Source organism: Aurantimonas marina (assembly GCF_017183135.1).
In the GTDB taxonomy this organism is placed as follows: Bacteria; Pseudomonadota; Alphaproteobacteria; order Rhizobiales; family Rhizobiaceae; genus Aurantimonas; species Aurantimonas marina.
On sequence record NZ_JADDXW010000002.1, the window covers coordinates 45,844 to 67,385 of the forward strand.

Genomic DNA, 21,542 nt, shown 5'->3' on the forward strand with positions numbered 1-21,542 from the left:
GGTATGCGTTCTTTCGTCTTCTTGGGCCGCGGCAAAGCGGGCTAGCCTGTCATAGCGGTCCGGGCCCTCAATGGGAACGACCCCGTGTCATCGGTTCAATATGGCGCGAGGCCAGCCCGGCTCTTGGCGAAGGTCACATTCGAGTTAGCAAGCGGAATCCCGAATTTCGAGACAATGACGTGGTTGGCGATCGTGCCATCCGCGCGACCGGTCATTTCGTGGCGAAAATGCAGAAGCGTGCTCCCGCCGCCGGGCGCATAGCCATCATAGTCGAGAACGGCGCCATTCTTCGTCTGAACGCCGACCACCGGCATCGGCCGCCCGAGCTTGCCCGTCTTCAGCTCCGTTGTGACGGTTCCGCCGTAAAGGCCTGGCCCGATCCGCACCAGATCCCAGCGCTGCAGGCGCTTGCCATCGGCAAAGGCAAAACGCTCGTCGAGCCGGAACCGGTCGCCCGTCTGCTCGCCGTCGAATTCGGCCGTGAAAGCCTCGGTGAAAACCAGGGCCGTGGTCACCGTGCCCTTCGAGACCGACTTGCCTTCGAAGAAATCCGGCAGCGACAGGCCGTCCGGATCGGGTTCGGGAAGCACGCCGCAGCCGCCGAGGACGGTAAGACCAAGCAGCGGCACGACGAGAATAGTCCGCGCCGTTTTCCCTCGCCGTCTACGAGTGCGGATCATTTGCCGCCCCACGCCTTCAGAGCGGTCCAGGCGCCCCGATCGAGATGATAATCCTCGGTCGATACGCGGCCCGCGCAAACGGAATCCAAAATGCCCATCCGACGCATCTGGAATCCGCATTTCTCCAGAACGCGGCGCGAAGCAGCGTTGATCACCCGGCACCGCGCCCAGACGCATTCGATGTCCGACGAGACGAAGGCGAAATCGACGAAGGCCTGGGCCGCTTCGGTGCCGTAGCCCCTGCCCCAATGGTCGGCGCCGAACCAGTATCCCAACTCGACGGCGCGACCATCCCGGTGGGGCTTCAGTCCGGCCACACCGACCAGACACCCGTTCGAGACGAGAGTTACGGCGCGGACGAACTCGTCGCCGGGCTTGGCGATAAAGGCTTTGGCGTCGGCGAGCGAATAGGGATGGGGAATCCGCGCAGTCATCATCGCGATCTGCTTGTCACCGGCCTGCCGGGCGATTTCGGCAGCATCCGCCGCGATCACCTTGCGCATCACCAGCCGGGTGGTTCTGATCCGACGTTCGTCGTTTTCGAAGGGACTCGTGTCCAGACTGTCCTCGGTCATCGCATCGTCCTTCCTGAGACGCGAAAAGGGGAGATGGCGGTCCATCTCCCCTTTTGTCGCTCTGAGGTCCGATGCGTCTCGGAGGGATCAGAGGGCCGGGTCGTTGGAACGCCGGCGCTCTGAAGCTCCGGTCACTCGGCGGCTTCTGCTTTCGGCAGTACGGCTACGTAGGTTCGCCCGTTCGCCTTGTGCTGGAACGCGACGTTACCCTCGGCCTTGGCGAAGAGCGTGTGATCCTTGCCGATGCCGACATTCGCGCCCGGATGCCAGCGCGTGCCGCGCTGCCGGATGAGAATGTTGCCGGGAATCACGGCTTCGCCGCCGAACTTCTTCACGCCGAGGCGCTTGGATTCGGAATCGCGACCGTTGCGCGAAGAGCCGCCTGCTTTCTTATGTGCCATCGTCTGTCTCCTTGCCTGTCAGGCTACCGGATCGGGTTCGCGGTAAAAATCCGCCCCGGTCTTATTTCTTCGCCAGCTCTTTAGCCTGCTCGCGCCAATCTTCGATCTGGGCGGCACTGAACGGCATATGCTCGTCGATCTGCGCCACGTCCTTGTCGCTCAGCTTGGCGATCTGGGCAAAGGTGGTGATGCCCTGCTCGTTGAGCTGCTTCTCGGCGACCGGACCGATGCCCTTGATCGTGGTCAGCTTGTCGGCATCGCCCTTCGGCGCGGTGAACAGGGTCGCCGACGGGGATGCGGCTGCCTGCTTCGGCTCCGCCGCCGTCTCGGCGACCTTCACCGGCTTCGCGGCTTCCTCGGTCGCCTTGGCTGGCTTAGCCTTTTCCTCGACAGGCTTCGCGGCCTTGGCAGGCTTCGTCCGGGCGGCCGACATCTTCGACGGCGCCTTGCCGTCGGTCAGGATCTCGGCGACGCGGATCAGCGTCAGATCCTGGCGATGGCCGCGCGAACGCTTGGAGTTCTGCCGGCGGCGCTTCTTGAAGGAGATGACCTTCTTGCCGCGCGTCTGGCCGATGATCTCGGCGGTGACGGAGGCGCCCGCGACGAACGGCGCGCCGATGGTCGAGCCGACCATCAGCACTTCCTTGAAGGTCACGAGATCGCCGGCCTCGCCAGGCAAACGCTCGATGGTGAACTGGTCTTCGGGGACAACGCGGTACTGCTTGCCACCGGTCTTGATGACTGCGAACATTTTATCTCCGTTCGTTCGATCGGCTCTCGCACCCTGAAAGGTCCGGGCCATCTTCTTGTCAGTCGGTTGCGAAGTGGGCGAAAACAAACGGGCGCGGTCAAGCCACGCCCCAATTTGATGCCCGTCACTAGCGGGCCGGGTCCTCAAGGTCAAGTCAACTTTGACGGCCTTGAGGTCGATCGTTTGCTTGCCTTCCACGCGCCGAATATGGGATCGACAATGGTCATGACCCCGTCACCTCGGCACATGCGGCATTGTCGCAGTCTGTCGTGCCGCGCAGACAGCAGGAGAACAGGACCCGATCATGGCGATACTCGTCACCGGCGGCGCCGGCTATATCGGCAGTCACATGGCCTGGGAACTCCTGGATCGCGGCGAGACCGTCGTCGTCCTCGACCGGCTATCGACCGGTTTCGACTGGGCGGTGCCGCCCGAGGCGCCACTGGTGGTCGGCGATGTCGGCGATGCCGACCTCCTCGATCGCACCATCGCGGCGCATGACATCGATGCCATCATCCATTTCGCCGGCTCGATCATCGTGCCGGAATCCGTCGCCGATCCGCTAAGCTATTACGAGAACAACACGGTCAGGTCGCGTGCGCTGATCGCGGCGGCGATCCGCAACGGCGTCAAGCATTTCATCTTTTCCTCGACCGCGGCGGTCTACGGCTCTCCGGCCACGATCCCGGTCACGGAAGACGCCGCCACGCGTCCGGAATCGCCCTATGGCTCATCCAAGCTGATGACCGAGATAATGCTGCGGGACACGGCCGCCGCGCATGATTTTTGCTATACCGCGCTGCGCTACTTCAACGTGGCGGGCGCCGACCCGTTGGGACGTACCGGCGAGTCGACCAGGGGCGCAACGCATCTGATCAAGGTCGCGTCCGAAACCGCTCTCGGCAGACGCGCCTTCCTCGAACTCTACGGCACCGATTATCCGACACCCGACGGCACCTGCGTGCGCGACTACATCCATGTCACCGACCTCGTCAAAGCCCACTATCTGGCGCTCGAACGGCTGCGCGGCGGAGGGGGCAGCATGGTCGCCAATTGCGGCTACGGGCGCGGCTATTCGGTTCTGGAGGTTCTGAACGCCGTCAAGGACGTCGTCGGCAAGGACTTCGATATCCGCATAGAGGGCCGCAGGCCGGGCGACCCTGCCGCGATCGTCGCCGATCCATCTCGCGCGCAAAAGGAGCTCGGCTGGCGCGCCGAATACGACGATTTGCGCAAAATCGTCCACCATGCGCTCGACTGGGAACGCGCCCTCGCCCGCCGCAATCATCGGTGATCGCGACCGGCGAGGTGGCGTCGTCATGGACGCCAGATGTCAGGCGTTGGCGCCCGGATCGCGATCGGGCCCGGCGCCGAGCCGCTTGCCGGGATTGATCGCTTCCAGCCAGCGCAGATAGGCGGCGTGGTCGTGACGGCCCATCTCCATCTCCTTGGCGAGGGCGTGGAAGGCGTCGCGCGCCTTTTCGGTCAGCGGCAGGGTCAGCCCTGTCTCCCGTGCCACTTCCAGAGCGTTTTCCAGATCCTTCAATTGCAGTTCCAGCGGACCGCCTGGAACCCAGTTGCGCTCGGTCATCCGCTCGCCGTGAAGGTCGAGAATACGTGAGGTGGCAAAGCCGCCCATCAGAGCGTCGCGCAGTGCGGCGGGGTCGCAGCCGCCTTCCTGGGCGAGCAGCATCGCCTCGGCGACGGCGCCGATGGTGACGGCGACGATGGCCTGGTTGGCGAGCTTGGCGACCTGGCCGGCGCCATGGACGCCGACATGGGTCGGCCGCCCCATCGCTTTCAAAACCGGCTCCGCCTCGGCGAAATCCTCCGCCCGGCCGCCGGCCATGATGGCGAGCGTCGCCTCGATCGCGCCCTTCTCGCCGCCCGAAACCGGCGCATCGATATGGCGCCGCCCGGCCTTCTCGATAGCGACAGCGTGGTCACGCGCGACGCTGGGCTGGATCGACGACATGTCGATGAACAGCGCTTTTTCCGGCGCGGCGGCGACGACTCCGCTTTCGCCGAAGTAGATTTCCGTCACGATCGGCGAATTGTCGACCATGGTGATGACAGCGTCGGCCCCGGCCACGGCCTCTCGCGGATCGGCGGCGACGGCCGCCACGTCGGCGAGCGCCTCGGCCTTGGCTCGCGTCCGATTCCATACCGTCACGCGGAAGCCGGCCTTGGCGATGTTCCGCGCCATCGGCGCTCCCATGATGCCGGTGCCGATCAGCGTGATATTGTTAAGGCTCATGGAAGGGACTCCTTGACGTCTTGGGGAAGGTAGCCGGCCACTTCGGCCAATGCCCAAACAGGATGAGATGGCCGTTAGAGACCCTTGGCTTCGCCGGCCGACAAACCGCCGGCCTGACTACGCAGGAGATCGAGCGCCTGCCGGTCGGCGCGATCGCGATGCTCTTGATGCAGGCGCCTGGTTTCAGCCTCGTTGCCGCTCAAAATTGCCGCGACGATCGCCTGGTGCTCCTCGTCCGATTGCGTCGGGCGCGGACGGAGCGGCATGATCGCCATGCGGGCGCGGTATTGTTGGTCCCAATATTGCCGGAGCGTCCCCTGCAGTCTGGCATTGCCGCAGAACGAGACGATCTCGGCATGAAAGATGTCGTCCAGCCGGGACCATTGCTCGATGTCGTCGCGCTGTGTCGCGCGCTCCAGCTGCCCCATGAGCGTGCGCAGCCGATCGGCTTCGGACTTTGAAAGACCACGGCGAGCGGCCAATTGCGCGGCCTTGACCTCGAGGGTGGAAAAAACCTCGTAGATATCGGCGAGATCGTCGAGCGATTGGGCCTTCACGGTAATGCCGTGGCGCGGCCGCACCGCGACAAGGCCCTCCTCCTCGAGCCGGATCAGCGCCTCGCGGATCGGCGTGCGGCTGAGCGACAAAAGATTGGCGACCTCGGTTTCCAACAGCGTCGTGCCAGGCGGCAGACGGCCCTCGAGGATCCGGAACTTCAGTTCGTGATAGGCCCGCTCACGCGCCGGCATCTTGGCGACGCCCTGTAGCGTCGGCCGTGGCCGCGAGCCGCCCGGCACAGTGCTGGGTGCCGCCGGTTTGCGGCCGATATCGTTCGGGGCGTCTGCCTTGCTCAGCTCATTTCCCCTTGGGGTTGGCGCCTTTGTGGCGTCGGTGATCTTCTCATTCTTTCGAGCGACGCCCTGCCCCGATGCCGTTCAATTCCGCCACGACGTCGGATAGCATCGGCAGGTAATCGTCGCCGCGGCCGATGGCCTCGGCCGTCGCCAGGCCATTTTTCACGCTCGACGAGACATGCGAAGCGATGCCGCTTTCATTGGCCATCGAGACGACGTAGCGCATGTCCTTGTGGGCATTGCGCAAGGTGAACTTATGGGCATCGCGGTCGCGTTGGACGACATACTGCATGAAGGTCTGGTAGAACCCGCAGTCCATCCGACCGCCGCTGATCACGCCATGAAACGTCTTGGCGTCGATGCCGTTCTTCGCGCCGATCGCCAGCGCCTCGGAATAAAGCGAGGCATAGCCGAGCGACAGGAAGTTGTTGAGGAGCTTCATCGTGTGACCGGCGCCGGTCTCGCCGACGCGCACGACCTTGCCGGCCCAACAGTCGAGGATGGGACGAACACGCTCGAAATCCCCGGCCGAGGCGCCCACCATCGTGTCGAGCGTGCCCTCCCAGGCTTCCTTCGGCGTTCGCGACAGCGGCGCGTCGATCAGCGTCACACCGGCCTCGCGGCAACGCTCCGCCAGGGTGCGCGTGGAAACCGGATTGCTGGTGGAGCTGTCGATGATCGTCGTCGTGGCGCCCTTGGCGTCGAGAATCTCGCCAACGGTCGCCTCGACCTCCGGACTGCCCGGCAGGCACAGGAAGACGATCTCCGCCTTTTCGGCCATCTCGGCGGCGTTCGCGGCCTCCTCGGCTCCCCGCGACGTCAGATCGTCGACCGGCTTGCGATTGCGGTGGGCGAGAACCGTCAGGGCGTAGCCCCCTTCGACGATATTCTTGGCCATGCCGTGGCCCATCAGGCCGACCCCGATGAAGCCGATGCGCGGACGATCTGTCATGGTGTGTTCCTCTTCAGGTACAGGACGGTCACTGGACGCCCTGGCGGGCAGCCTCGTCGGCGATGTGGGCGCGAATGATCGCGGCGAAGTCGGTGTCGGCGACGAAACCAGCCTCGATGGCCCGATCCGCCTTGAAGTCGCGCGGCCAGCCCGAAACGATCTTCTCGATCGTGGCGTCCGGCTCGCGGCGGATACGGCCGGCTACCTCGTCACCGGCCACCTCGCGCAACGCTTCGATCATCTCGCGGATGGTGATCGACAGTCCCGGCATCGTCAGCGAACGGCGGTGCCCCAGGATTTCGGTGTCCATCGTCGCCGCATGGAGTAGGAAGCCGACCGCCGCCGCCGGGCTCGCGACCCAGTGGCGCACCTCGTCGTCGACCGGAAGGATGGCTTCGTGGCCGGCCAGAGGTTCGCGGATGATCCCGGAGAAGAACCCCGATGCCGCCTTGTTCGGCTTGCCGGGACGCACCACGATTGTCGGCAGGCGGATGCCGACGCCATCGACGAAGCCCTTGCGGGTGTAGTCGGCCAGCAGCAACTCGCAGATCGCTTTCTGGGTCCCGTAGCTGGTCAGCGGCGCCTGCTGGAAGGTGTCGGAAATCGGATCCTCGAAGGGCGCACCGAAGACGGCGATCGAGGAAGTGAAGACGAGGCGGGGACGATAGGCATCCCCCTGCGCGCGGATTGCCTCCAGAAGATGATACATCCCGTCGAGATTGATCCGATAGCCCTTCTCGAAATCGGCCTCGGCCTCGCCGGAAACGATCGCCGCCAGATGGAAGATCATCTCCGGTCGCCTGGCGACCAGCGCCGCGACGGTGGCGGCATCGGCGATGTCTCCCGCGCTCGATTCGATCGCAACGGTGCCGGACGCGTTGTCGAAACGCGGTTCCACGACGTCGAAGGCGTCGACCGCCTCGATTGGCTGGCCGGCAAGGTTGCCGTCGGCGAGAAGCTTGTCGATGAGCCGCCGGCCGACCATCCCGCCGGCACCCAGAATCAGAATTCGCATCAATCAGTCTCCCTGCGGACGGGTCAGAGCGACCAGCCGCCGTCGATCACTTGGGTGGTGCCGGTGGTGAAACGGCTTTCGTCCGAGGCGAGATAGACGGCAAGATGGGCAATCTCCTCGGGGGTGCCGAGCCGGCCCATCGGCTGGCGCTCGATGAACATCGTCTTGGCCTTCTCGGTGCCGCCGACGCTCTTGCCGAGTTCCTCGATCCGGCCCTCCAACGAGGGCGATTCGATCGTGCCGGGGCAGATCGCGTTGCAGCGGATACCGCTTTTGATGAAATCAATCGCCACCGAGCGGGTGAGGCCGATCACCGCCGCCTTGGTCGCCATGTAGACATAGCGATTCGGCGCAGCTTTGATCGAGGACGCGGCTGAGGCCATGTTGATGATCGAGCCACCGCCGGCCTCCACCATGCGCGGCAACAGGCCTGAGATCGTGCGATGCATCGCCTTGACGTTGAGGTCGAAGGAAAAGTCCCAGGCATCCTCGTCGCAGTCGAGCACCGTGCCGTGGTGGACGAAACCGGCGCAGTTGAACAGGATATCCGGCGTGTCGATCCGCTTCAGATAGGCCGCGACAGCAGCGGAATCGGTGACGTCCAGCCCGGCGGTGTCCACGATACCGAAGGCCTTCAGCCCGTCCAGCTTCGCCGCGTCGCGGTCGGACGCATAAACCTTGGCGCCGGCCTCGAGAAACGCTTCGGCGACCTTGCGGCCGATCCCCTGCCCGGCCGCCGTACAGACGGCCACCTTGCCGTCGAGACGCTTCGTCATGCTCACTCCCTGCTCCCTGTCCGCCGTCGGACGGTTGTTCAATGATTGTCGCGTGGCACACGGGCGCCGGTGCCGTCCACCCCACCCTGCGCCAGTCGCCGATAGGAGACGGCCGGCTCGAGCACCATGCCGGTCTCCAGCTGCGAGATCATGCCGCGCTGGATTTCCTGCCAGGGCGTCTGATGCGCCGGATAGGCGTAGCCGCCGGCTTCGGCAAGGGCCGCGAAACGCGCCTGGAGCTCGTGGTCGGCAATGAGGATGTTCGCGCTGCCCTGCCCCATATCGATCCGCACGCGGTCGCCGGTAACCAGCACCGCCAGTCCGCCGCCAGCTGCGGCCTCTGGCGAGGCGTTGAGGATCGAGGGGCTGCCGGAGGTGCCCGACTGGCGCCCGTCGCCGACGCATGGCAGCGAGTGGATGCCGCGCTTCAGCAGATAGTCTGGCGCCCGCATGTTTACGACTTCCGCGCCGCCCGGATAGCCGATCGGACCGGCGCCGCGCATAAACAGGATGCAGTGTTCGTCGATGCCGAGCGCCGGATCGTCGATCCGCGCGTGGTAATCCTCGGGTCCGTCGAAGACCACCGCCCTGCCCTCGAAAGCCATCGGATCGTCCGGATTCGACAGATAGCGGTCGCGGAACTCCGGCGAAATCACCGACAGCTTCATGATCGCCGAATCGAACAGATTGCCCTTCAACACCCGGAAGCCGGCATGCGGCAGCAGCGGCCGCTCGATGGGCCGGATGACGTTCTCGTCCTCGATGACGGCGCCGCGGCAATTGTCGCCGATCGTCCGGCCATTCACCGTCATTGCGTCCTCGGCGATCAGGCCCTGGTTCATCAGCTGGTTGACCACCGCTGGCACGCCGCCGGCATGGTAATAGTCCTCGCCGAGATATTCGCCCGCCGGCTGCAGGTTGACCAGCAGCGGGATTTCCTCGCCGTAGGTCTGCCAATCGTCGATCGACAGATCGACACCAAGATGCCGCGCAAGACCGTTTAAATGGATCGGCGCATTGGTCGAGCCGCCGATGGCCGAGTTGACACGGATGGCATTGATGAAGGCGTCGCGCGTCATGATGTCGGTGGGTTTGAGATCCTCATGCACCATCTCGACGATACGCTTGCCTGTGAGATACGAAATCTCCTGCCGGTCGCGATAGGGCGCGGGAATGGCCGCCGAGCCCGGCAATTGCATGCCGAGCGCCTCGGCGAGCGAATTCATCGTCGTCGCGGTGCCCATCGTGTTGCAATAGCCGGTGGAGGGCGCCGACGAGGCGACCAGCTTGACGAAGCCGGCATAGTCGATCTCGCCGGCCGCCATCATCTCCCGCGCTTTCCAAACGATCGTGCCGGAGCCGGTGCGCTCGCCACGGAACCAGCCATTGAGCATCGGGCCGACCGACAACGCGATCGCCGGGAGGTTCACGGTCGCCGCCGCCATAAGGCAGGCGGGCGTGGTCTTGTCGCAGCCGATGGTCAGCACCACCCCGTCGAGCGGGTAGCCATAGAGCACTTCGACCAGCCCGAGATAGGCAAGATTGCGGTCGAGCGCGGCGGTGGGCCGCTTGCCGGTTTCCTGAATCGGATGGACCGGAAACTCGATGGCGATGCCGCCCGCCTCCCGGATGCCCTCGCGCACCCGCTTGGCGAGTTCGAGATGATGCCGGTTGCAGGGACTGAGGTCCGAGCCGGTCTGGGCGATGCCGATGATCGGCTTGCCTGACTGCAGCTCTTCCTGGCTGAGACCGAAATTGAGGTAGCGTTCTAGATAGAGCGCCGTCATGTCCGGATTGGACGGATTGTCGAACCACGCGCGGGAGCGTAGCTGGCCGGCCTTGAGGTCGTTTGTCATCGAGTCTCCGGATGCATCCCTATGCGCCGCCGTTGCACCTTCGCAACGACACGCCGCATAACGTATACATTAGTCCGCTCGGCATTCAAACTCTTATCCCGCCTTCCAGTGAGAGGCGAGAGCGATGAGAACGGGAAAGGGGGAAATCCGGTGTTCGGGTCAGTTACCGTTTGCGGCGATGAGATCAGCCACGGTCATCTGCGCGAGAGCCCCGCCATGGGTGGCCGGCGCGGCGGTCCGATGTGATACCGACACAGGCTTGGCAAAGCGCGGCTCCTCCGCGATGCGGATCAAATGCGGTTTGGTCTGCGCCGTCCGCGATGACGGATTGCGGAACGGCGGATCGCCGATCCGGCGGGCATTTTTGCGCTTTTCGTAGAACACGTTGCCGCCCGCTTCGACCAGGTAGTGCATGTTGGTGTAAGGGAAGGTCATGCCGGCGGTATGGAAGAACATCGCCTTGCTGACGCCGGGATGCCGCTCGCCCCTGAGAACCCGCGTGGCCATTTTCGCGGCGAGATCGCGCCCCTTGTGCATCGGCTTCGAAAGGACGCCGGGCGCGAACTGGTTCTTCTGGCCAACAACGCCGCAGACGGACTTTGGATAAAGGCCGCTCTGGAGGCGGTTCATCACCACGGTGCCGACCGCCAGCATGCCGTCCGGGCTCGAACGGTTGGATTCGAAATACATCACCCGCGTCATGCATTCATGGGCGGTCATCGGGCGCAGGCGCGGGCCGCTGGCGCAGGCTCCGAACAGAGCGAGTATGGACAGCAGCAAGGCGTTGCGGCGAAGAATCGTTGATGTCGTCAAAGTCATCGCGGGGTCTCTGGCGTCGGAACGTCGGGCACGTTCGCATCGGCTGAGCCTGCGGAATAAGCCTTAACGGGTGGTGCGCTCCCGCTCGGCGAGCGCCGAAAAGATCGAACACCGTTAAGGATCGACTAAAATTTGAGGGAAACGGACGCACGGCTCCGCCGGAGCGGCCCCGCGCAAACGCAAGCCGTCCGCGCACGGGATCAGACGGCGGAATCGGCGCGGGCGTAGACGTCCTCAATGCGCACGATGTCGTCTTCACCGGTGTAGCTGCCGACCTGAATTTCGATCAGCTTGAGGTCGATCTTGCCCGGATTGTGCAGGCGGTGGACGCAGCCGATCGGCAGATAGGCCGATTCGTTCTCGTGGAACAGCGAGACCGTGCCGTCGATCGTCACCTCGGCCGTGCCATGAACCACGACCCAATGCTCGGCGCGATGGTGGTGGCGCTGCAGGCTCAACAGCCCGCCGGGCTTGACGCAGATATGCTTGACCTGAAAGCGCTCGCCGATATCGATGCGCTGATACCAGCCCCAAGGCCGATAGATCCTTAGATGCTCGCTCGCCTCGCGCCGGCCGTCGCGCTTCATATCGGCGACCAGATCCTTGACGCGGCCGGCTTCGCTCTTGGCGGCGACCAGGACCGCGTCCTGCGTCGCCACAACGATCACGCCGTCGAGGCCGACCGCGGCCGTCAGCATCTCCTCGCTGCGGATGAAGCTGTTCGTCGTGTCGAGGACGGCGACGTGGCCTTCGAGACGGTTGCCGTTGTCGTCCTTGGCTTTGAGATCGTGGATCGCGTCCCAGGCGCCGATGTCCGACCAGTCGAAGGATGCCGCGAGCACCCCTGCCCGCTCGGTCTTCTCCATGAGCGCGTGATCGATCGAGATTTTCGGCGCCTTGGCGAATTCATCCGCGTCAAGGCGAAGAAAATCGAGATCGCGCACCGCCTTAGCAACGGCATTGCGCGCCGCGCCCAGGACCTCTGGGCAATGACGCTCCATCTCTTCCAGAATCGTACCGATGGCGAAGATGAAATTGCCGCTGTTCCACAGATAGCCCTCGGCGAGGTAGCGCTCCGCCACTTCGCGCACCGGTTTTTCCACGAATCGGGCCAGCCCGTGCGCCCGCTCTCCAAGAACGTCGTCCGACCGCTCGATGTAGCCATAGGCCGTGGACGGGCAATCGGGCTCGATGCCAATGGTCATGATCGGCCCGCCGGCGGCGATCGTCGCGGCCAGCAGGCAGTCGTTCGCGAAGGAGTCCGCGTTCTCGATGGCATGATCGGCGGCGACGACAATGCAGATGCTGTCCGGCGCGCGATCGGCCGCGAGCACCGCCCCGACGGCGACGGCAGCGGCGGAATCGCGGCGTTCCGGCTCCAGGACGATCTCTCCGGCAATGCCGAGGGACGCCATCTGCTCGGCCACGATAAACCGAAATCCATGGTTGGTGACGACGATCGGCTCGCCGAATGCCTCGCCCTTGAAGCGCAGAAGGGTGGCCTGGAAGGTCGACATCCCTTCATCGAGCAATGCGACGAACTGCTTCGGCATGGAATCGCGCGATACCGGCCAGAGGCGTGTGCCCGCCCCGCCGGCCATGATGATCGGAACCAGAGGATGATCCTGCACGCCGCCAACGCCTCCCAAAGCTCGCCCAATCGCCTGTCGGCCTTGCGTAGCCGATCGATCTATCACTGTCCATTTGCGTGGCATCATACGGCTGCGCAGCGGCAAGCCTTGCCGCTTCAGGAGGACGAACTCGCTTGCACGCTAATTTCTGCCGGTTGAAACCACGTCGACCTGGCGCAGGTTACAAGCTGACCCTCTAAGAAAAATGAAACCGACGGGCGATAATATCGGTATCAACCCTTCGATGTCAGGAACCCGCCTCGTGGGTGCAAATTGCTCCAGACCGACCGGGAGGACGACGCCGTGACACCATCAGATCCCGTCTTCCTGCTCATGGGGGTATCCGGGGTTGGCAAGAGTACGGTCGGAGAAGCGCTTGCCCATCGCGTCAATGGCACCTTTCTCGACGCCAATGACTATCACCTCGCCAAGCATATCGACGGCATGTCCTGCGGCATCCCGATCGATGACTTCATCCGGAAGGGCTGGCTGCGTCGCGTTTGCGGTGCCGTGGAGCGAACCCGCGTAGAGTATCGACGGCCGGTCATCCTCGCCTGCTCCGCCTTGAGGAAGAGCAATCGGGATTTCCTGCGCCGTGAGATCGGCGCGCTATGCGTGATTCACCTGACCGGCGCGCGCGATCTGGTCCACGACCGGATGCTGACGCGCCGCGACCATTTCGCCCCCGCCGCGTTGCTCGATAGCCAAATCCTCGATCTGGAACCACCGACGCCAATGGAGCAAGACGTTCACGTGATCGACATCTCGCCCAGCCTGGACGACGTCGTTGCCGAGGTCCTTGCGCTTGTGGAGACGGTGATGAAGCGGACGGGTCCCGTCCGGTAATCAGAATCGCGCTCCCGCCCCTACATCGTCGCGCCGATCTGCCACGGCACGAATTCGTAGTCGCCCAGCCCCTGCGCCTCGGATTTCGACATCTCGCCGGAGGCGACCCGCAACAACATGTCGTAGATCTCACGACCGAGTTCTTCGATCGACCGGCCTTCCGACACGATCCGGCCAGCATCGACGTCCATGTCCTCGGTCATCCGCCGATACATCTCGGTGTTGGTCGCAATCTTGATCGAGGGTGACGGCTTGAAGCCGGCCGCCGAGCCGCGCCCCGTCGTGAAGGCGACGAGGTTGCAGCCCGAGGCGATCTGTCCGGTGACCGAGGCGGGATCGTAGCCGGGCGAATCCATGAAGACGAAACCGCGCTCGCGGATCGGCTCGCCGTATTTGTAGACGCCGTTGAGCGGCGTGGTCCCGCCCTTGGCGGCGGCGCCCAGCGACTTTTCCAGGATCGTCGTCAGCCCGCCCTTCTTGTTGCCGGGGCTCGGATTGTTGTCCATCGAGCCCTTGTTGCGGGCGGTGTAGTCCTCCCACCATTCGATCAGCTTGACGAGTTTCTCGCCGGTCTTCACGTCCTTCGCGCGGCGCGTCAAAAGGTGCTCGGCGCCGTAGATCTCCGGAGTTTCGGCGAGAACCCCCGTGCCGCCCTGGGCGACAAGCAAGTCGCATGCGTAGCCGAGTGCCGGATTGGCGGTGATGCCGGACCAGGCGTCCGAGCCGCCACATTGCAGCGCAACGGTCAGTTCCGAGGCAGGGCATGGCTCGCGGCGGACTTGATCGGCGATCGGCAGCATCGCGCGAACCTTCTCAACACCGACCTCGACGGTGCGCCGCAAGCCGGCGACGTCCTGGATGTTCATCGCCTGGAACATCGGCCCCTTTTCGATGCCATAGGCTTCGAGCAGCCAATCGATCTGGTTCATTTCGCAGCCGAGCCCGACCATCAGCACCCCGGCAATGTTGGGATGACGGGCGTAACCCCACATCACCCGCTGCAGCGCGTCGAAACCTTCGCCGTCACCGCCCATGCCGCAGCCAGTGCCGTGAACGAAGGCGGTGACGCCGTCGACATTCGGATAGGCGGCGAGCTCCGCCGGCCCGAACGCCTCGGCGATCTTGCGGGCCGCCGTCGCCGAGCAGTTGACCGACGTCAGGATCGCGATAGTGTTGCGCGTGCCCACCCGCCCGTCCGTGCGGCGATAGCCCATGAAGCTGTCGCGGTTCTCCGCGGGGACCGGGGTGACGGGACGCAGATCGGTTGAAAATTCGTAATCGTGCGCGGTGCCGCGGAATTCGACATTCTGGGTGTGGACATGGGCGCCCGCCTCGATCGCCTCGCCGGCATAGCCGATCACCTGCGCATACTTTAGGATCGGCTGACCTTCCGGGATCGCCCGCGTCGCGATCTTATGGCCGCGCGGAATCATCGTCAGTGTCCGGACGTCCTCCACCTGCGCGCCGGTTTCCAGCGCCCGCAGCGCCGTCACCACATTGTCGGAGGGGTCGAGGCGAACCGTATTGGTCGACATTGTCTGGCTGTCCCTGAAACCGAGGTCGCCGACGCCTTCGAGCGTGGCGACCCGTCGCGGTTGAAATTTCGTCGATGGCGGCAAAGCGCGCGGCACGATCACTCTATCGCAAAGAATGACGCCCCGGCCATTGCACAACGAGGCGCAGTGAATATGATGCCGCCGGGAGACAGCGTATACATTAGGGAGGAATAATATGAAATATCTAAAGCAGTGCCTGGCCGTGTCGGCGGCAATGGGCGTCGCTTTGTCCGCGCAGGCGGCGGCGGCCGAAACGGTGCTGAAATTCGCGCATGTCTATGAAGAGAGCGAGCCGTATCACACCTGCGCCGTCGCTGCGTCCGACAAGCTGAAGGACGCGACCGAGGATCGCTACTCGATCGAGGTTTTCCCGGCGTCGTCGCTCGGCAAGGAAGTCGACATCAACGAAGGCCTCGGGCTGGGCACCGTCGACATCATCTATACTGGCCAGCTCTTCGCCGGTCGCGCCTACGGGCCGATCGCCATCGGCGGCGCGCCGTACATGTTCCGCGACTATGATCACTGGGACAAGTATCGCAATTCCGACCTCTTCAAGGAACTGGCCGAGGGCTACCGGGAGGCGACCGGCAACCACATCGTCGCCACGACCTATTACGGCCAGCGGCACGTCACCTCGAACAAGCCGATCCTGAAGCCGGAAGACATGGCCGGCATGAAGATCCGGGTGCCGAATGCCCCGCTCTACATGATGTTCCCCAAGGCCGTCGGCGCCAATCCGACGCCGATCGCCTTCGCCGAAGTCTATCTCGCTCTGCAGCAAGGTACGGTGGACGGGCAGGAAAACCCGCTGCCGACCATCCAGGCCAAGAAGTTCTATGAGGTCCAGTCCAACATCAACCTAACCGCGCACATCAACGATGCGCTGTTGACGATCGTCGGCGGCCCCACCTGGGACCAGATGGAGGAAGCCGATCGGACCGCTCTCACCGAGGTCCTTACCGAAACGGCCGACTGCGCGACCTCGCAGGTGCGCGAGAAGGAAGCCGAACTCGCGGCATGGTTCGAGGAGCAGGGTGTGACCGTCAACAAGGTCGACATCACGCCGTTCCGCGAAGCCACCATGAAGCTTCACAACGGCCCCGACGCGACCTGGGACCAGGAGACCTACGACCGGCTCCAGGCGATCAAGTAAGTCCTGGCATTCAGGCAGCACTTCCCGGGCGGCATGGGATGCCGCCCGGCCTTACGTGTGATTCCCGGAGACCGTCATGGCATCCATGCCCACAGATAACGACCCGAGCCCGACGGTCCGGGCCGAAGCGCCGAGCCCGCTCACCGATCAACCGATCGACCTGTCGGACCTTCGCTGGAGCGACGGACTGATCCTGTTCGTTTTCTGGCTGTTGGCGTTCGTCGTTTTTCTGCAGTTCTTCACCCGCTACGTACTCAACGATTCCCTCGGCTGGACCGAGGAGATCGCCCGGTTCCTGCTGATCGCCGTAACCTTCATCGGCTCGGTCATGGCGGCGCGCAAACAAAGCCACATCGCCGTCGAGCTCATCTATCGCTATCTGCCGCGTCCCGTCCGGTTCGCGCTGCAGATCTTCGTCGATGGCGTCAGCCTCGCCTTCTATGTGGCCATGGGCTGGTTCTGTACGCAGCTCGCCCAGCGCACGCAGCAGATGATGGTCTCGATCGACGTGCCGAAATCGCTGGTTTATTGGGGCGTCGCCATCTGCTTCGGTTTCATGGCGATCTACGCCCTCGTGGCGCTGGTGGGGCATCTCAAGACCGGCACCAGCCGGCTGATCGACCCGGAGCGTTTCGCGCCGACGACAGCGGGCCTTTGACGCTGGTGCCGAACGCACCCACTCTCGTCATCCTTTCCGCGACCGCGGCCGGCGCTTCCCGGCGGATTTCGGTCGCTTGTCCTGAATCTGGCCGGTCCCGATGCTGCTGATCTCCCTCTTCGTCCTCGTGCTGGTCCTGATCATGGTGGGTGTGCCCGTGGCGATCGCGCTCGCCGGCTCCTCGGCGATGTTCATCCTGATCGAGGGCCGGGTGCCCGACGTGGTGGTGATCCACCGCATGATCAACGGCGTGGATTCCTTTCCGCTGCTGGCCATCCCCTTCTTCATCCTTGCCGGCAATCTGATGAACACCGCCGGCATCACCGAGCGGATCTTCGATTTCGCCAAGTCGATCTTCGGCTGGATGCGCGGCGGCCTGGGCCACGTCAATGTCGGCGCTTCGGTGATCTTCGCCGGCATGTCCGGCGCGGCGGTGGCCGACGCCGGCGGCCTCGGCGCGATCGAGATCAAGGCGATGCGCGACGCCAATTACGACCCCGGCTTTGCCGTCGGCATCACCGCCGCCTCCTCGACCATCGGGCCGATCATCCCGCCCTCGCTGCCGATGGTCATCTACGGCGTCGTCGCCGGTGCCTCGATCGGTCAGCTTTTCGCCGCCGGCTTCGTGCCCGGCTTGCTGATGGCCGTATCGCTGATGGTGATGATCGCGCTCTACGCCCGCTGGCGGAAATATCCGATCGACCAGCCCTTCCGGTTCGCGATCCTCGGCTCCACCTTCAAGCGCGCCTTCCTGTCGCTGCTGACGCCACTCATCATCGTCGGCGGCATCCTCTCGGGCGCCTTCACGCCGACGGAAGCTGCGATCGCGGCTTGCGCCTGGGCGATGATCCTCGGTCTGTTCGTCTACCGGACGCTGACGCTGAAGCGGTTCCTGCGGGTCTCCTTCGACACGATCGAGACGACGTCGGTCGTCTTGTTCATCGTCGCCGCCGCCTCGATCTTCGCCTGGATCCTGACCTCGAATCGGGCGCCGGAGCAATTCGCCGCACTCATCCTGACGATCTCCGATAACCCGTGGATCGTGCTGCTGCTGATCAACCTGATCCTGCTGGTCGTCGGCTGCTTTCTCGAAACCGTGGCGGCGATCACCATCCTGACGCCGGTGCTGTTGCCAATCGCCATCAAGATGGGAATCGACCCGGTGCATTTTGGGGTGATCATGGTGCTGAACCTGATGATCGGGCTTTTGACGCCACCGATCGGAATGGTTCTCTATGTTCTATCAAGGGTTTCCGGGGTTCCGTTCGAACGCTGTGTGACCGCGACCGCGCCCTTCCTGGTGCCCCTGTTCTTGGTTCTGATCCTGATCACCTTCGTGCCGGCCCTGACCATGTGGCTGCCGACGCTGATCTATCGCTGACGAGGCGAAGCGCCGGCCGTTCGCGCTGCCAAACGGCGCGGACGGTGTCGATGAAGGCCTGGGTGATGTCGCTGGTTCGCCGGTTCCTCGGCGAGAGCAGCTCGAACGCGCAGATATAGCCGATCTCGGCCGGTCGGATGGCGCGCAGTTCGCCCGCCTCGACCTCCTGACGGGCATAGTGATCCGGCAACAGGCCGATGAAGCGGCCGGAGCGGATGAGGATCAGCTGCGGCTCGATCTGGTACACCGTCGCCTCCACCCGCCAGTCGATCTGGCGCAGTGAATCCTCGTCCCGCCAATAGCCGCGATGCACGAAAGGCAGAGCGGCGAGCCGCACATCGGTCAGTTCGGCGTCCGGCGTGAGGAAATCCGGGTGATTGCGGCCGCAGTAGAGGCTGTGCCGCTCCTCGTAGAGGCGATCGTATTCGATCCCCTCGATGCGGTTGCGATAGCTGCCGATGGCGCAGTGATAGAGCCCATCCGCCACCTTCTGTTGCATGTCCTGCGGTCGTTCCTGCACCAGCACGAGCTTCACCTGAGGGGCGATCTGGCCGAATTCGGCGACCACGTCGGCCAGCCGATTGGCCGGATCGCTGGCGATGGCGTCGAGGATGCCGATCCGCAACTCGCCCTTCAACTCGCCCCGGACCGAGGCGACGTCGGCGGTGAAATCCTGCAAGGCCTTTTCGAGCTGGCGCGCCGATTCATAGGCCGCACGCCCCTTTTCCGTCAGGCGAAAGCCGCCACGGCCGCGTTGGCAGAGCGTGAAGCCAAGCCGCTGCTCGAGCGCCGTCATGTGATTGCTGATCGTCGACTGGCTGATATTCAGCTCGGTCTCGGCAGCGGCGAAACCGCCGTTGCGGACGACCGCGTCGAAGACCTTGAGCAATCGCAGGTCACTCCCAGAAACACGCACGACCGCCCGCCTCACATTGATGTTTGCCAATGTTAGGATTGATAGTGCGGTATGTCATGGCGCGTCTAGCCCCCTTCAAATGCTTAGCGAGAAGGCGAAGCATCTTGTTGGGGAAACTTTGGGCAATTCCGGGAGGATTTGACGCTGGCTGAGCACGAAGGCGGTGACACCCCGCCACGCTTGAACCCGCTGCTTGGCGCGGTCACCGCGCCGCCGATCGCACGCGCCGGCCGCTGGATCGAATCCTATAACGGTGCCCACGGCGCAATGATCGATTGCAGCCAAGCCGTTCCCGATCATGCCCCGCCGGCCGAATTCGCCGAGCGCCTCGCAGCGGCGGCAGCCTCACCGGCGGCGGCGCGCTACGGCGATATCCTCGGCGACAGGGCGTTGCGCGAAGCCTATGCCGCCCACGTCTCCGGCCTTTATGGCGGCGAGATTGCCGCATCCCGCATCGCCATCACGGCCGGTTGCAACCAGGCCTTCTTCGCGGCGATGCTGGGCGTCGCCAAGGCCGGCGACGCGGTAATCCTGCCCGCCCCCTGGTACTTCAACCATAAGATGACGCTGGAGATGCTCGGCATCGAGGCGCGAGCACTGCCGTTACAAGCGGAAACCGGCTTTCTGCCCTGCCCCCGTGAGGTCGAGGCGCTGATCGATGATCGCTGCCGCGCCCTCGTGCTCGTCTCGCCGAACAATCCGACCGGCGCCGTCTACCCGCCCGAGCTGTTGACCGAACTGTTGGACGTCTGCGTCCGTCGCGGGCTCACGATCGTGCTCGACGAGACCTATCGCGACTTCCTGGCTCCCGAGAGCGGCGCACCGCATCGCCTGTTTGACACTGCTGCCGCGCGCGAACACCTCGTGAGCCTCTATTCCTTCTCCAAATCCTACGCGATCCCCGGCCACCGGGTCGGCGCGATGATCGCCGGGCCAGCCTTCATCGAGCAGATGGAGAAAATCATCGACTGCGTGCAGATCTGCGCGCCCCGCCCAGCGCAGGCCGCCCTGCCCTCGGCGATCCCGGCGCTGGCCGACTGGCGGGAGAAAAACCGCAACGAGATCGCGAAACGCGCCGATGTCTTCCGGGCCGAACTCGGCGGGCTCGACGGCTGGGCGCTCGACCAGATCGGCGCTTATTTCGCCTATGTCCGGCATCCCTGTCGCGGCCTGTCGGCGGAGTCGGTCGCCGAGGCGCTGATGCGAGAGCTTGGCGTGCTGGTACTGCCGGGCAGCTTCTTCGGCCCCGGCCAGGAAGACAACCTGCGGATTGCCTTCGCCAATGTCCCGGTGGACCATATCCGCGAACTGGCGCGCCGGTTGGCGCTCGGTCTTGCCGGCGGCTTTCGGGCGAACGACCAACCCATGCAACGAGGACAGCCCATGGATAGCGAAAAACTCGATGCACTGCGCCAGCGCTTTGCCGGCGACAATGAACGGACCATCTACGACGCCGGCTTCGCGGCCATCGCGGCCAAGCTGTTCGACCCCAGGGGGACGCGCGTCGCGCCCTATGCCGGCCTGCCGACGCTGCTCGACATTCCCCACCGCACCGTCAACTGGTCGGCGCCGGATCTTGCCGGCCTCGACGTCGCGTTGATCGGCATGCCGATGGACCTCGGCGTCACGAACCGCAATGGCAGTCGTTTCGGCCCGCGGGCGATCCGCGCAATGGAACGGGTCGGCCCCTACAATCATGTCCTCAAGACGATGCCGGCCGCCGACCTCCTGGTCGCCGACATCGGCGATGTGCCGTTTCGCAGCCGCTTCGATCTCGCGACGTCGCACGAGGACATCGAGCGCACCATCGCCGCGATCGTCTCCGCCGGAGTTATCCCGCTCTCGGTTGGCGGCGATCATTCGATCACGCTGCCAATCCTGCGCGCCATCGGCCGCGACCGGCCGGTCGGCATGATCCATATCGACGCCCATTGCGACACCTCGGGGCCGTTCGACGGCTGCAAGTTCCATCATGGCGGCCCGTTCCGCCAAGCCGTTCTCGATGGCGTGCTCGACCCGCAGCGCTGCATCCAGATCGGCATCAGGGGCTCGTCGGAATATCTGTGGGAGTTCTCCTTCGAGGCCGGCATGACCGTCATCCACGCCGAGGAAATTCCGGCGATGGGCATCGATGCCGTGATCGCCAAGGCGCGCGCGGTCGCCGGTGACGGCCCGGTCTATGTGTCCTTCGACATCGACAGCCTCGACCCCGCCTTCGCGCCGGGAACCGGAACGCCGGAGATCGGCGGCCTGACCACCCGCGAGGCGCAGGCGATCCTGCGTGGTCTCGCCGGGATCAACATGGTCGGCGGCGACCTGGTCGAGGTCGCGCCGCAATATGACGCGACCACCAATACCGCCCATGCCGGAGCGCAGATGCTGTTCGAGCTTCTGAGCCTCGTGCCCTTCACCCCCGGACGCCGCTGACGGCTCCGTCTCACCCCCACTGGCAGACCCAACAACGG

At 64.4% G+C, this 21,542-nt stretch carries 20 protein-coding genes and 1 pseudogene; 7 read left to right on the top strand and 14 right to left on the bottom strand.

What is annotated here, in order from left to right; all coding sequences use genetic code 11:
* Window positions 1–95 precede the first annotated feature (95 nt).
* The 4 genes from ING15_RS02930 to ING15_RS02945 all read right to left on the bottom strand — a co-directional run bounded on the left by ING15_RS02930 (window position 96) and on the right by ING15_RS02945 (window position 2,407).
* Window positions 96–680: a DUF3833 family protein gene (locus tag ING15_RS02930; RefSeq protein WP_206453289.1), complete on the bottom strand. Its 585-nt coding sequence runs from the start codon at window positions 678–680 to the stop codon at window positions 96–98.
* Window positions 677–1,255, bottom strand: coding sequence for a GNAT family N-acetyltransferase (locus tag ING15_RS02935; RefSeq protein WP_232845534.1), 579 nt, complete (start codon window positions 1,253–1,255; stop codon window positions 677–679). The genes ING15_RS02930 and ING15_RS02935 overlap by 4 nt, the downstream gene beginning before the upstream one ends.
* A gap of 131 nt (window positions 1,256–1,386) precedes the next feature.
* Window positions 1,387–1,656, bottom strand: a complete 270-nt coding sequence (gene rpmA / locus ING15_RS02940; protein ID WP_206453290.1) for a 50S ribosomal protein L27 — start codon at window positions 1,654–1,656, stop codon at window positions 1,387–1,389.
* A 61-nt stretch (window positions 1,657–1,717) separates the two neighbouring features.
* Window positions 1,718–2,407 (bottom strand): 50S ribosomal protein L21, encoded by a 690-nt coding sequence (locus ING15_RS02945; RefSeq protein ID WP_206453291.1) that lies wholly within the window; start codon window positions 2,405–2,407, stop codon window positions 1,718–1,720.
* Between the two features lie 304 nt (window positions 2,408–2,711).
* Between ING15_RS02945 and galE the strand changes: the two genes are divergently transcribed.
* Complete coding sequence (gene galE / locus ING15_RS02950; protein ID WP_206453292.1) at window positions 2,712–3,701, top strand: UDP-glucose 4-epimerase GalE; 990 nt, start codon at window positions 2,712–2,714, stop codon at window positions 3,699–3,701.
* A 39-nt stretch (window positions 3,702–3,740) separates the two neighbouring features.
* Here the strand turns inward: galE and ING15_RS02955 are convergent, their stop codons facing one another.
* From ING15_RS02955 to ING15_RS02990, 8 genes are all read right to left on the bottom strand, one after another.
* On the bottom strand, window positions 3,741–4,664 hold the full coding sequence (locus ING15_RS02955; RefSeq protein ID WP_206453293.1) for an NAD(P)-dependent oxidoreductase: 924 nt from the start codon (window positions 4,662–4,664) through the stop codon (window positions 3,741–3,743).
* Window positions 4,665–4,738: 74 nt separating this feature from the next.
* The gene (locus tag ING15_RS02960; RefSeq protein ID WP_206453294.1) at window positions 4,739–5,413 is read right to left on the bottom strand and encodes a GntR family transcriptional regulator; all 675 of its coding nucleotides are present in this window, start codon (window positions 5,411–5,413) and stop codon (window positions 4,739–4,741) included.
* 151 nt (window positions 5,414–5,564) lie between these two features.
* Window positions 5,565–6,470, bottom strand: a complete 906-nt coding sequence (locus ING15_RS02965; RefSeq protein ID WP_206453295.1) for an NAD(P)-dependent oxidoreductase — start codon at window positions 6,468–6,470, stop codon at window positions 5,565–5,567.
* Window positions 6,471–6,498: 28 nt separating this feature from the next.
* Entirely contained in the window at window positions 6,499–7,485 is a 987-nt protein-coding gene (denD, locus tag ING15_RS02970) for a D-erythronate dehydrogenase (RefSeq protein WP_206453296.1), read from the bottom strand.
* A 23-nt stretch (window positions 7,486–7,508) separates the two neighbouring features.
* Entirely contained in the window at window positions 7,509–8,261 is a 753-nt protein-coding gene (locus ING15_RS02975; protein WP_206453297.1) for an SDR family oxidoreductase, read from the bottom strand.
* A 38-nt stretch (window positions 8,262–8,299) separates the two neighbouring features.
* Window positions 8,300–10,117 (bottom strand): IlvD/Edd family dehydratase, encoded by a 1,818-nt coding sequence (locus ING15_RS02980; protein ID WP_206453298.1) that lies wholly within the window; start codon window positions 10,115–10,117, stop codon window positions 8,300–8,302.
* A 159-nt stretch (window positions 10,118–10,276) separates the two neighbouring features.
* Window positions 10,277–10,936, bottom strand: a complete 660-nt coding sequence (locus tag ING15_RS19915; RefSeq protein WP_408628668.1) for a cell wall hydrolase — start codon at window positions 10,934–10,936, stop codon at window positions 10,277–10,279.
* 200 nt (window positions 10,937–11,136) lie between these two features.
* Window positions 11,137–12,567, bottom strand: a complete 1,431-nt coding sequence (locus ING15_RS02990) for a mannose-1-phosphate guanylyltransferase/mannose-6-phosphate isomerase (RefSeq protein ID WP_332873757.1) — start codon at window positions 12,565–12,567, stop codon at window positions 11,137–11,139.
* 303 nt (window positions 12,568–12,870) lie between these two features.
* On the opposite strand from ING15_RS02990, the gene ING15_RS02995 reads away from it, so the two are divergent.
* Window positions 12,871–13,413: a gluconokinase gene (locus ING15_RS02995; protein WP_206453300.1), complete on the top strand. Its 543-nt coding sequence runs from the start codon at window positions 12,871–12,873 to the stop codon at window positions 13,411–13,413.
* 20 nt (window positions 13,414–13,433) lie between these two features.
* Here the strand turns inward: ING15_RS02995 and ING15_RS03000 are convergent, their stop codons facing one another.
* Entirely contained in the window at window positions 13,434–14,948 is a 1,515-nt protein-coding gene (locus tag ING15_RS03000) for a UxaA family hydrolase (RefSeq protein WP_206453301.1), read from the bottom strand.
* 196 nt (window positions 14,949–15,144) lie between these two features.
* On the opposite strand from ING15_RS03000, the gene ING15_RS03005 reads away from it, so the two are divergent.
* The 3 genes from ING15_RS03005 (at window position 15,145) to ING15_RS03015 (ending at window position 18,161) form a co-directional block, all read left to right on the top strand.
* Complete coding sequence (locus ING15_RS03005; RefSeq protein ID WP_206453302.1) at window positions 15,145–16,122, top strand: sialic acid TRAP transporter substrate-binding protein SiaP; 978 nt, start codon at window positions 15,145–15,147, stop codon at window positions 16,120–16,122.
* A gap of 76 nt (window positions 16,123–16,198) precedes the next feature.
* Window positions 16,199–16,780, top strand: coding sequence for a TRAP transporter small permease (locus tag ING15_RS03010; RefSeq protein WP_206453303.1), 582 nt, complete (start codon window positions 16,199–16,201; stop codon window positions 16,778–16,780).
* Between the two features lie 100 nt (window positions 16,781–16,880).
* Entirely contained in the window at window positions 16,881–18,161 is a 1,281-nt protein-coding gene (locus ING15_RS03015; RefSeq protein ID WP_206453304.1) for a TRAP transporter large permease, read from the top strand.
* Here ING15_RS03015 and ING15_RS03020 read toward each other — a convergent pair.
* Entirely contained in the window at window positions 18,109–19,050 is a 942-nt protein-coding gene (locus ING15_RS03020; RefSeq protein WP_232845535.1) for a LysR family transcriptional regulator, read from the bottom strand. The two genes, ING15_RS03015 and ING15_RS03020, sit on opposite strands and share 53 nt — an antisense overlap.
* 207 nt (window positions 19,051–19,257) lie before the next feature.
* Between ING15_RS03020 and ING15_RS19360 the strand changes: the two are divergent.
* Together ING15_RS19360 and speB are read left to right on the top strand one after the other, a co-directional pair.
* Window positions 19,258–20,391: pseudogene (locus tag ING15_RS19360) on the top strand (aminotransferase); the annotation flags it as partial.
* Window positions 20,392–20,460: 69 nt separating this feature from the next.
* Window positions 20,461–21,504, top strand: a complete 1,044-nt coding sequence (gene speB, locus ING15_RS19365; RefSeq protein ID WP_232845553.1) for an agmatinase — start codon at window positions 20,461–20,463, stop codon at window positions 21,502–21,504.
* The last annotated feature ends 38 nt before the right edge of the window (window positions 21,505–21,542 follow it).

Coding starts and splice junctions, on each gene's coding strand:
- ING15_RS02960 (WP_206453294.1), bottom strand. CDS start 5,413: ATGCCGGCGCGTGAGCGGGCCTATCACGAACTGAAGTTCCGGATCCTC.
- speB (WP_232845553.1), top strand. CDS start 20,461: ATGGATAGCGAAAAACTCGATGCACTGCGCCAGCGCTTTGCCGGCGAC.
- ING15_RS02965 (WP_206453295.1), bottom strand. CDS start 6,470: ATGACAGATCGTCCGCGCATCGGCTTCATCGGGGTCGGCCTGATGGGC.
- ING15_RS03005 (WP_206453302.1), top strand. CDS start 15,145: ATGAAATATCTAAAGCAGTGCCTGGCCGTGTCGGCGGCAATGGGCGTC.
- rpmA (WP_206453290.1), bottom strand. CDS start 1,656: ATGGCACATAAGAAAGCAGGCGGCTCTTCGCGCAACGGTCGCGATTCC.
- ING15_RS03010 (WP_206453303.1), top strand. CDS start 16,199: ATGGCATCCATGCCCACAGATAACGACCCGAGCCCGACGGTCCGGGCC.
- galE (WP_206453292.1), top strand. CDS start 2,712: ATGGCGATACTCGTCACCGGCGGCGCCGGCTATATCGGCAGTCACATG.
- ING15_RS02935 (WP_232845534.1), bottom strand. CDS start 1,255: ATGACCGAGGACAGTCTGGACACGAGTCCCTTCGAAAACGACGAACGT.
- ING15_RS02975 (WP_206453297.1), bottom strand. CDS start 8,261: ATGACGAAGCGTCTCGACGGCAAGGTGGCCGTCTGTACGGCGGCCGGG.
- ING15_RS02980 (WP_206453298.1), bottom strand. CDS start 10,117: ATGACAAACGACCTCAAGGCCGGCCAGCTACGCTCCCGCGCGTGGTTC.
- ING15_RS02945 (WP_206453291.1), bottom strand. CDS start 2,407: ATGTTCGCAGTCATCAAGACCGGTGGCAAGCAGTACCGCGTTGTCCCC.
- ING15_RS02930 (WP_206453289.1), bottom strand. CDS start 680: ATGATCCGCACTCGTAGACGGCGAGGGAAAACGGCGCGGACTATTCTC.
- denD (WP_206453296.1), bottom strand. CDS start 7,485: ATGCGAATTCTGATTCTGGGTGCCGGCGGGATGGTCGGCCGGCGGCTC.
- ING15_RS19915 (WP_408628668.1), bottom strand. CDS start 10,936: ATGACTTTGACGACATCAACGATTCTTCGCCGCAACGCCTTGCTGCTG.
- ING15_RS03000 (WP_206453301.1), bottom strand. CDS start 14,948: ATGTCGACCAATACGGTTCGCCTCGACCCCTCCGACAATGTGGTGACG.
- ING15_RS03015 (WP_206453304.1), top strand. CDS start 16,881: ATGCTGCTGATCTCCCTCTTCGTCCTCGTGCTGGTCCTGATCATGGTG.
- ING15_RS02955 (WP_206453293.1), bottom strand. CDS start 4,664: ATGAGCCTTAACAATATCACGCTGATCGGCACCGGCATCATGGGAGCG.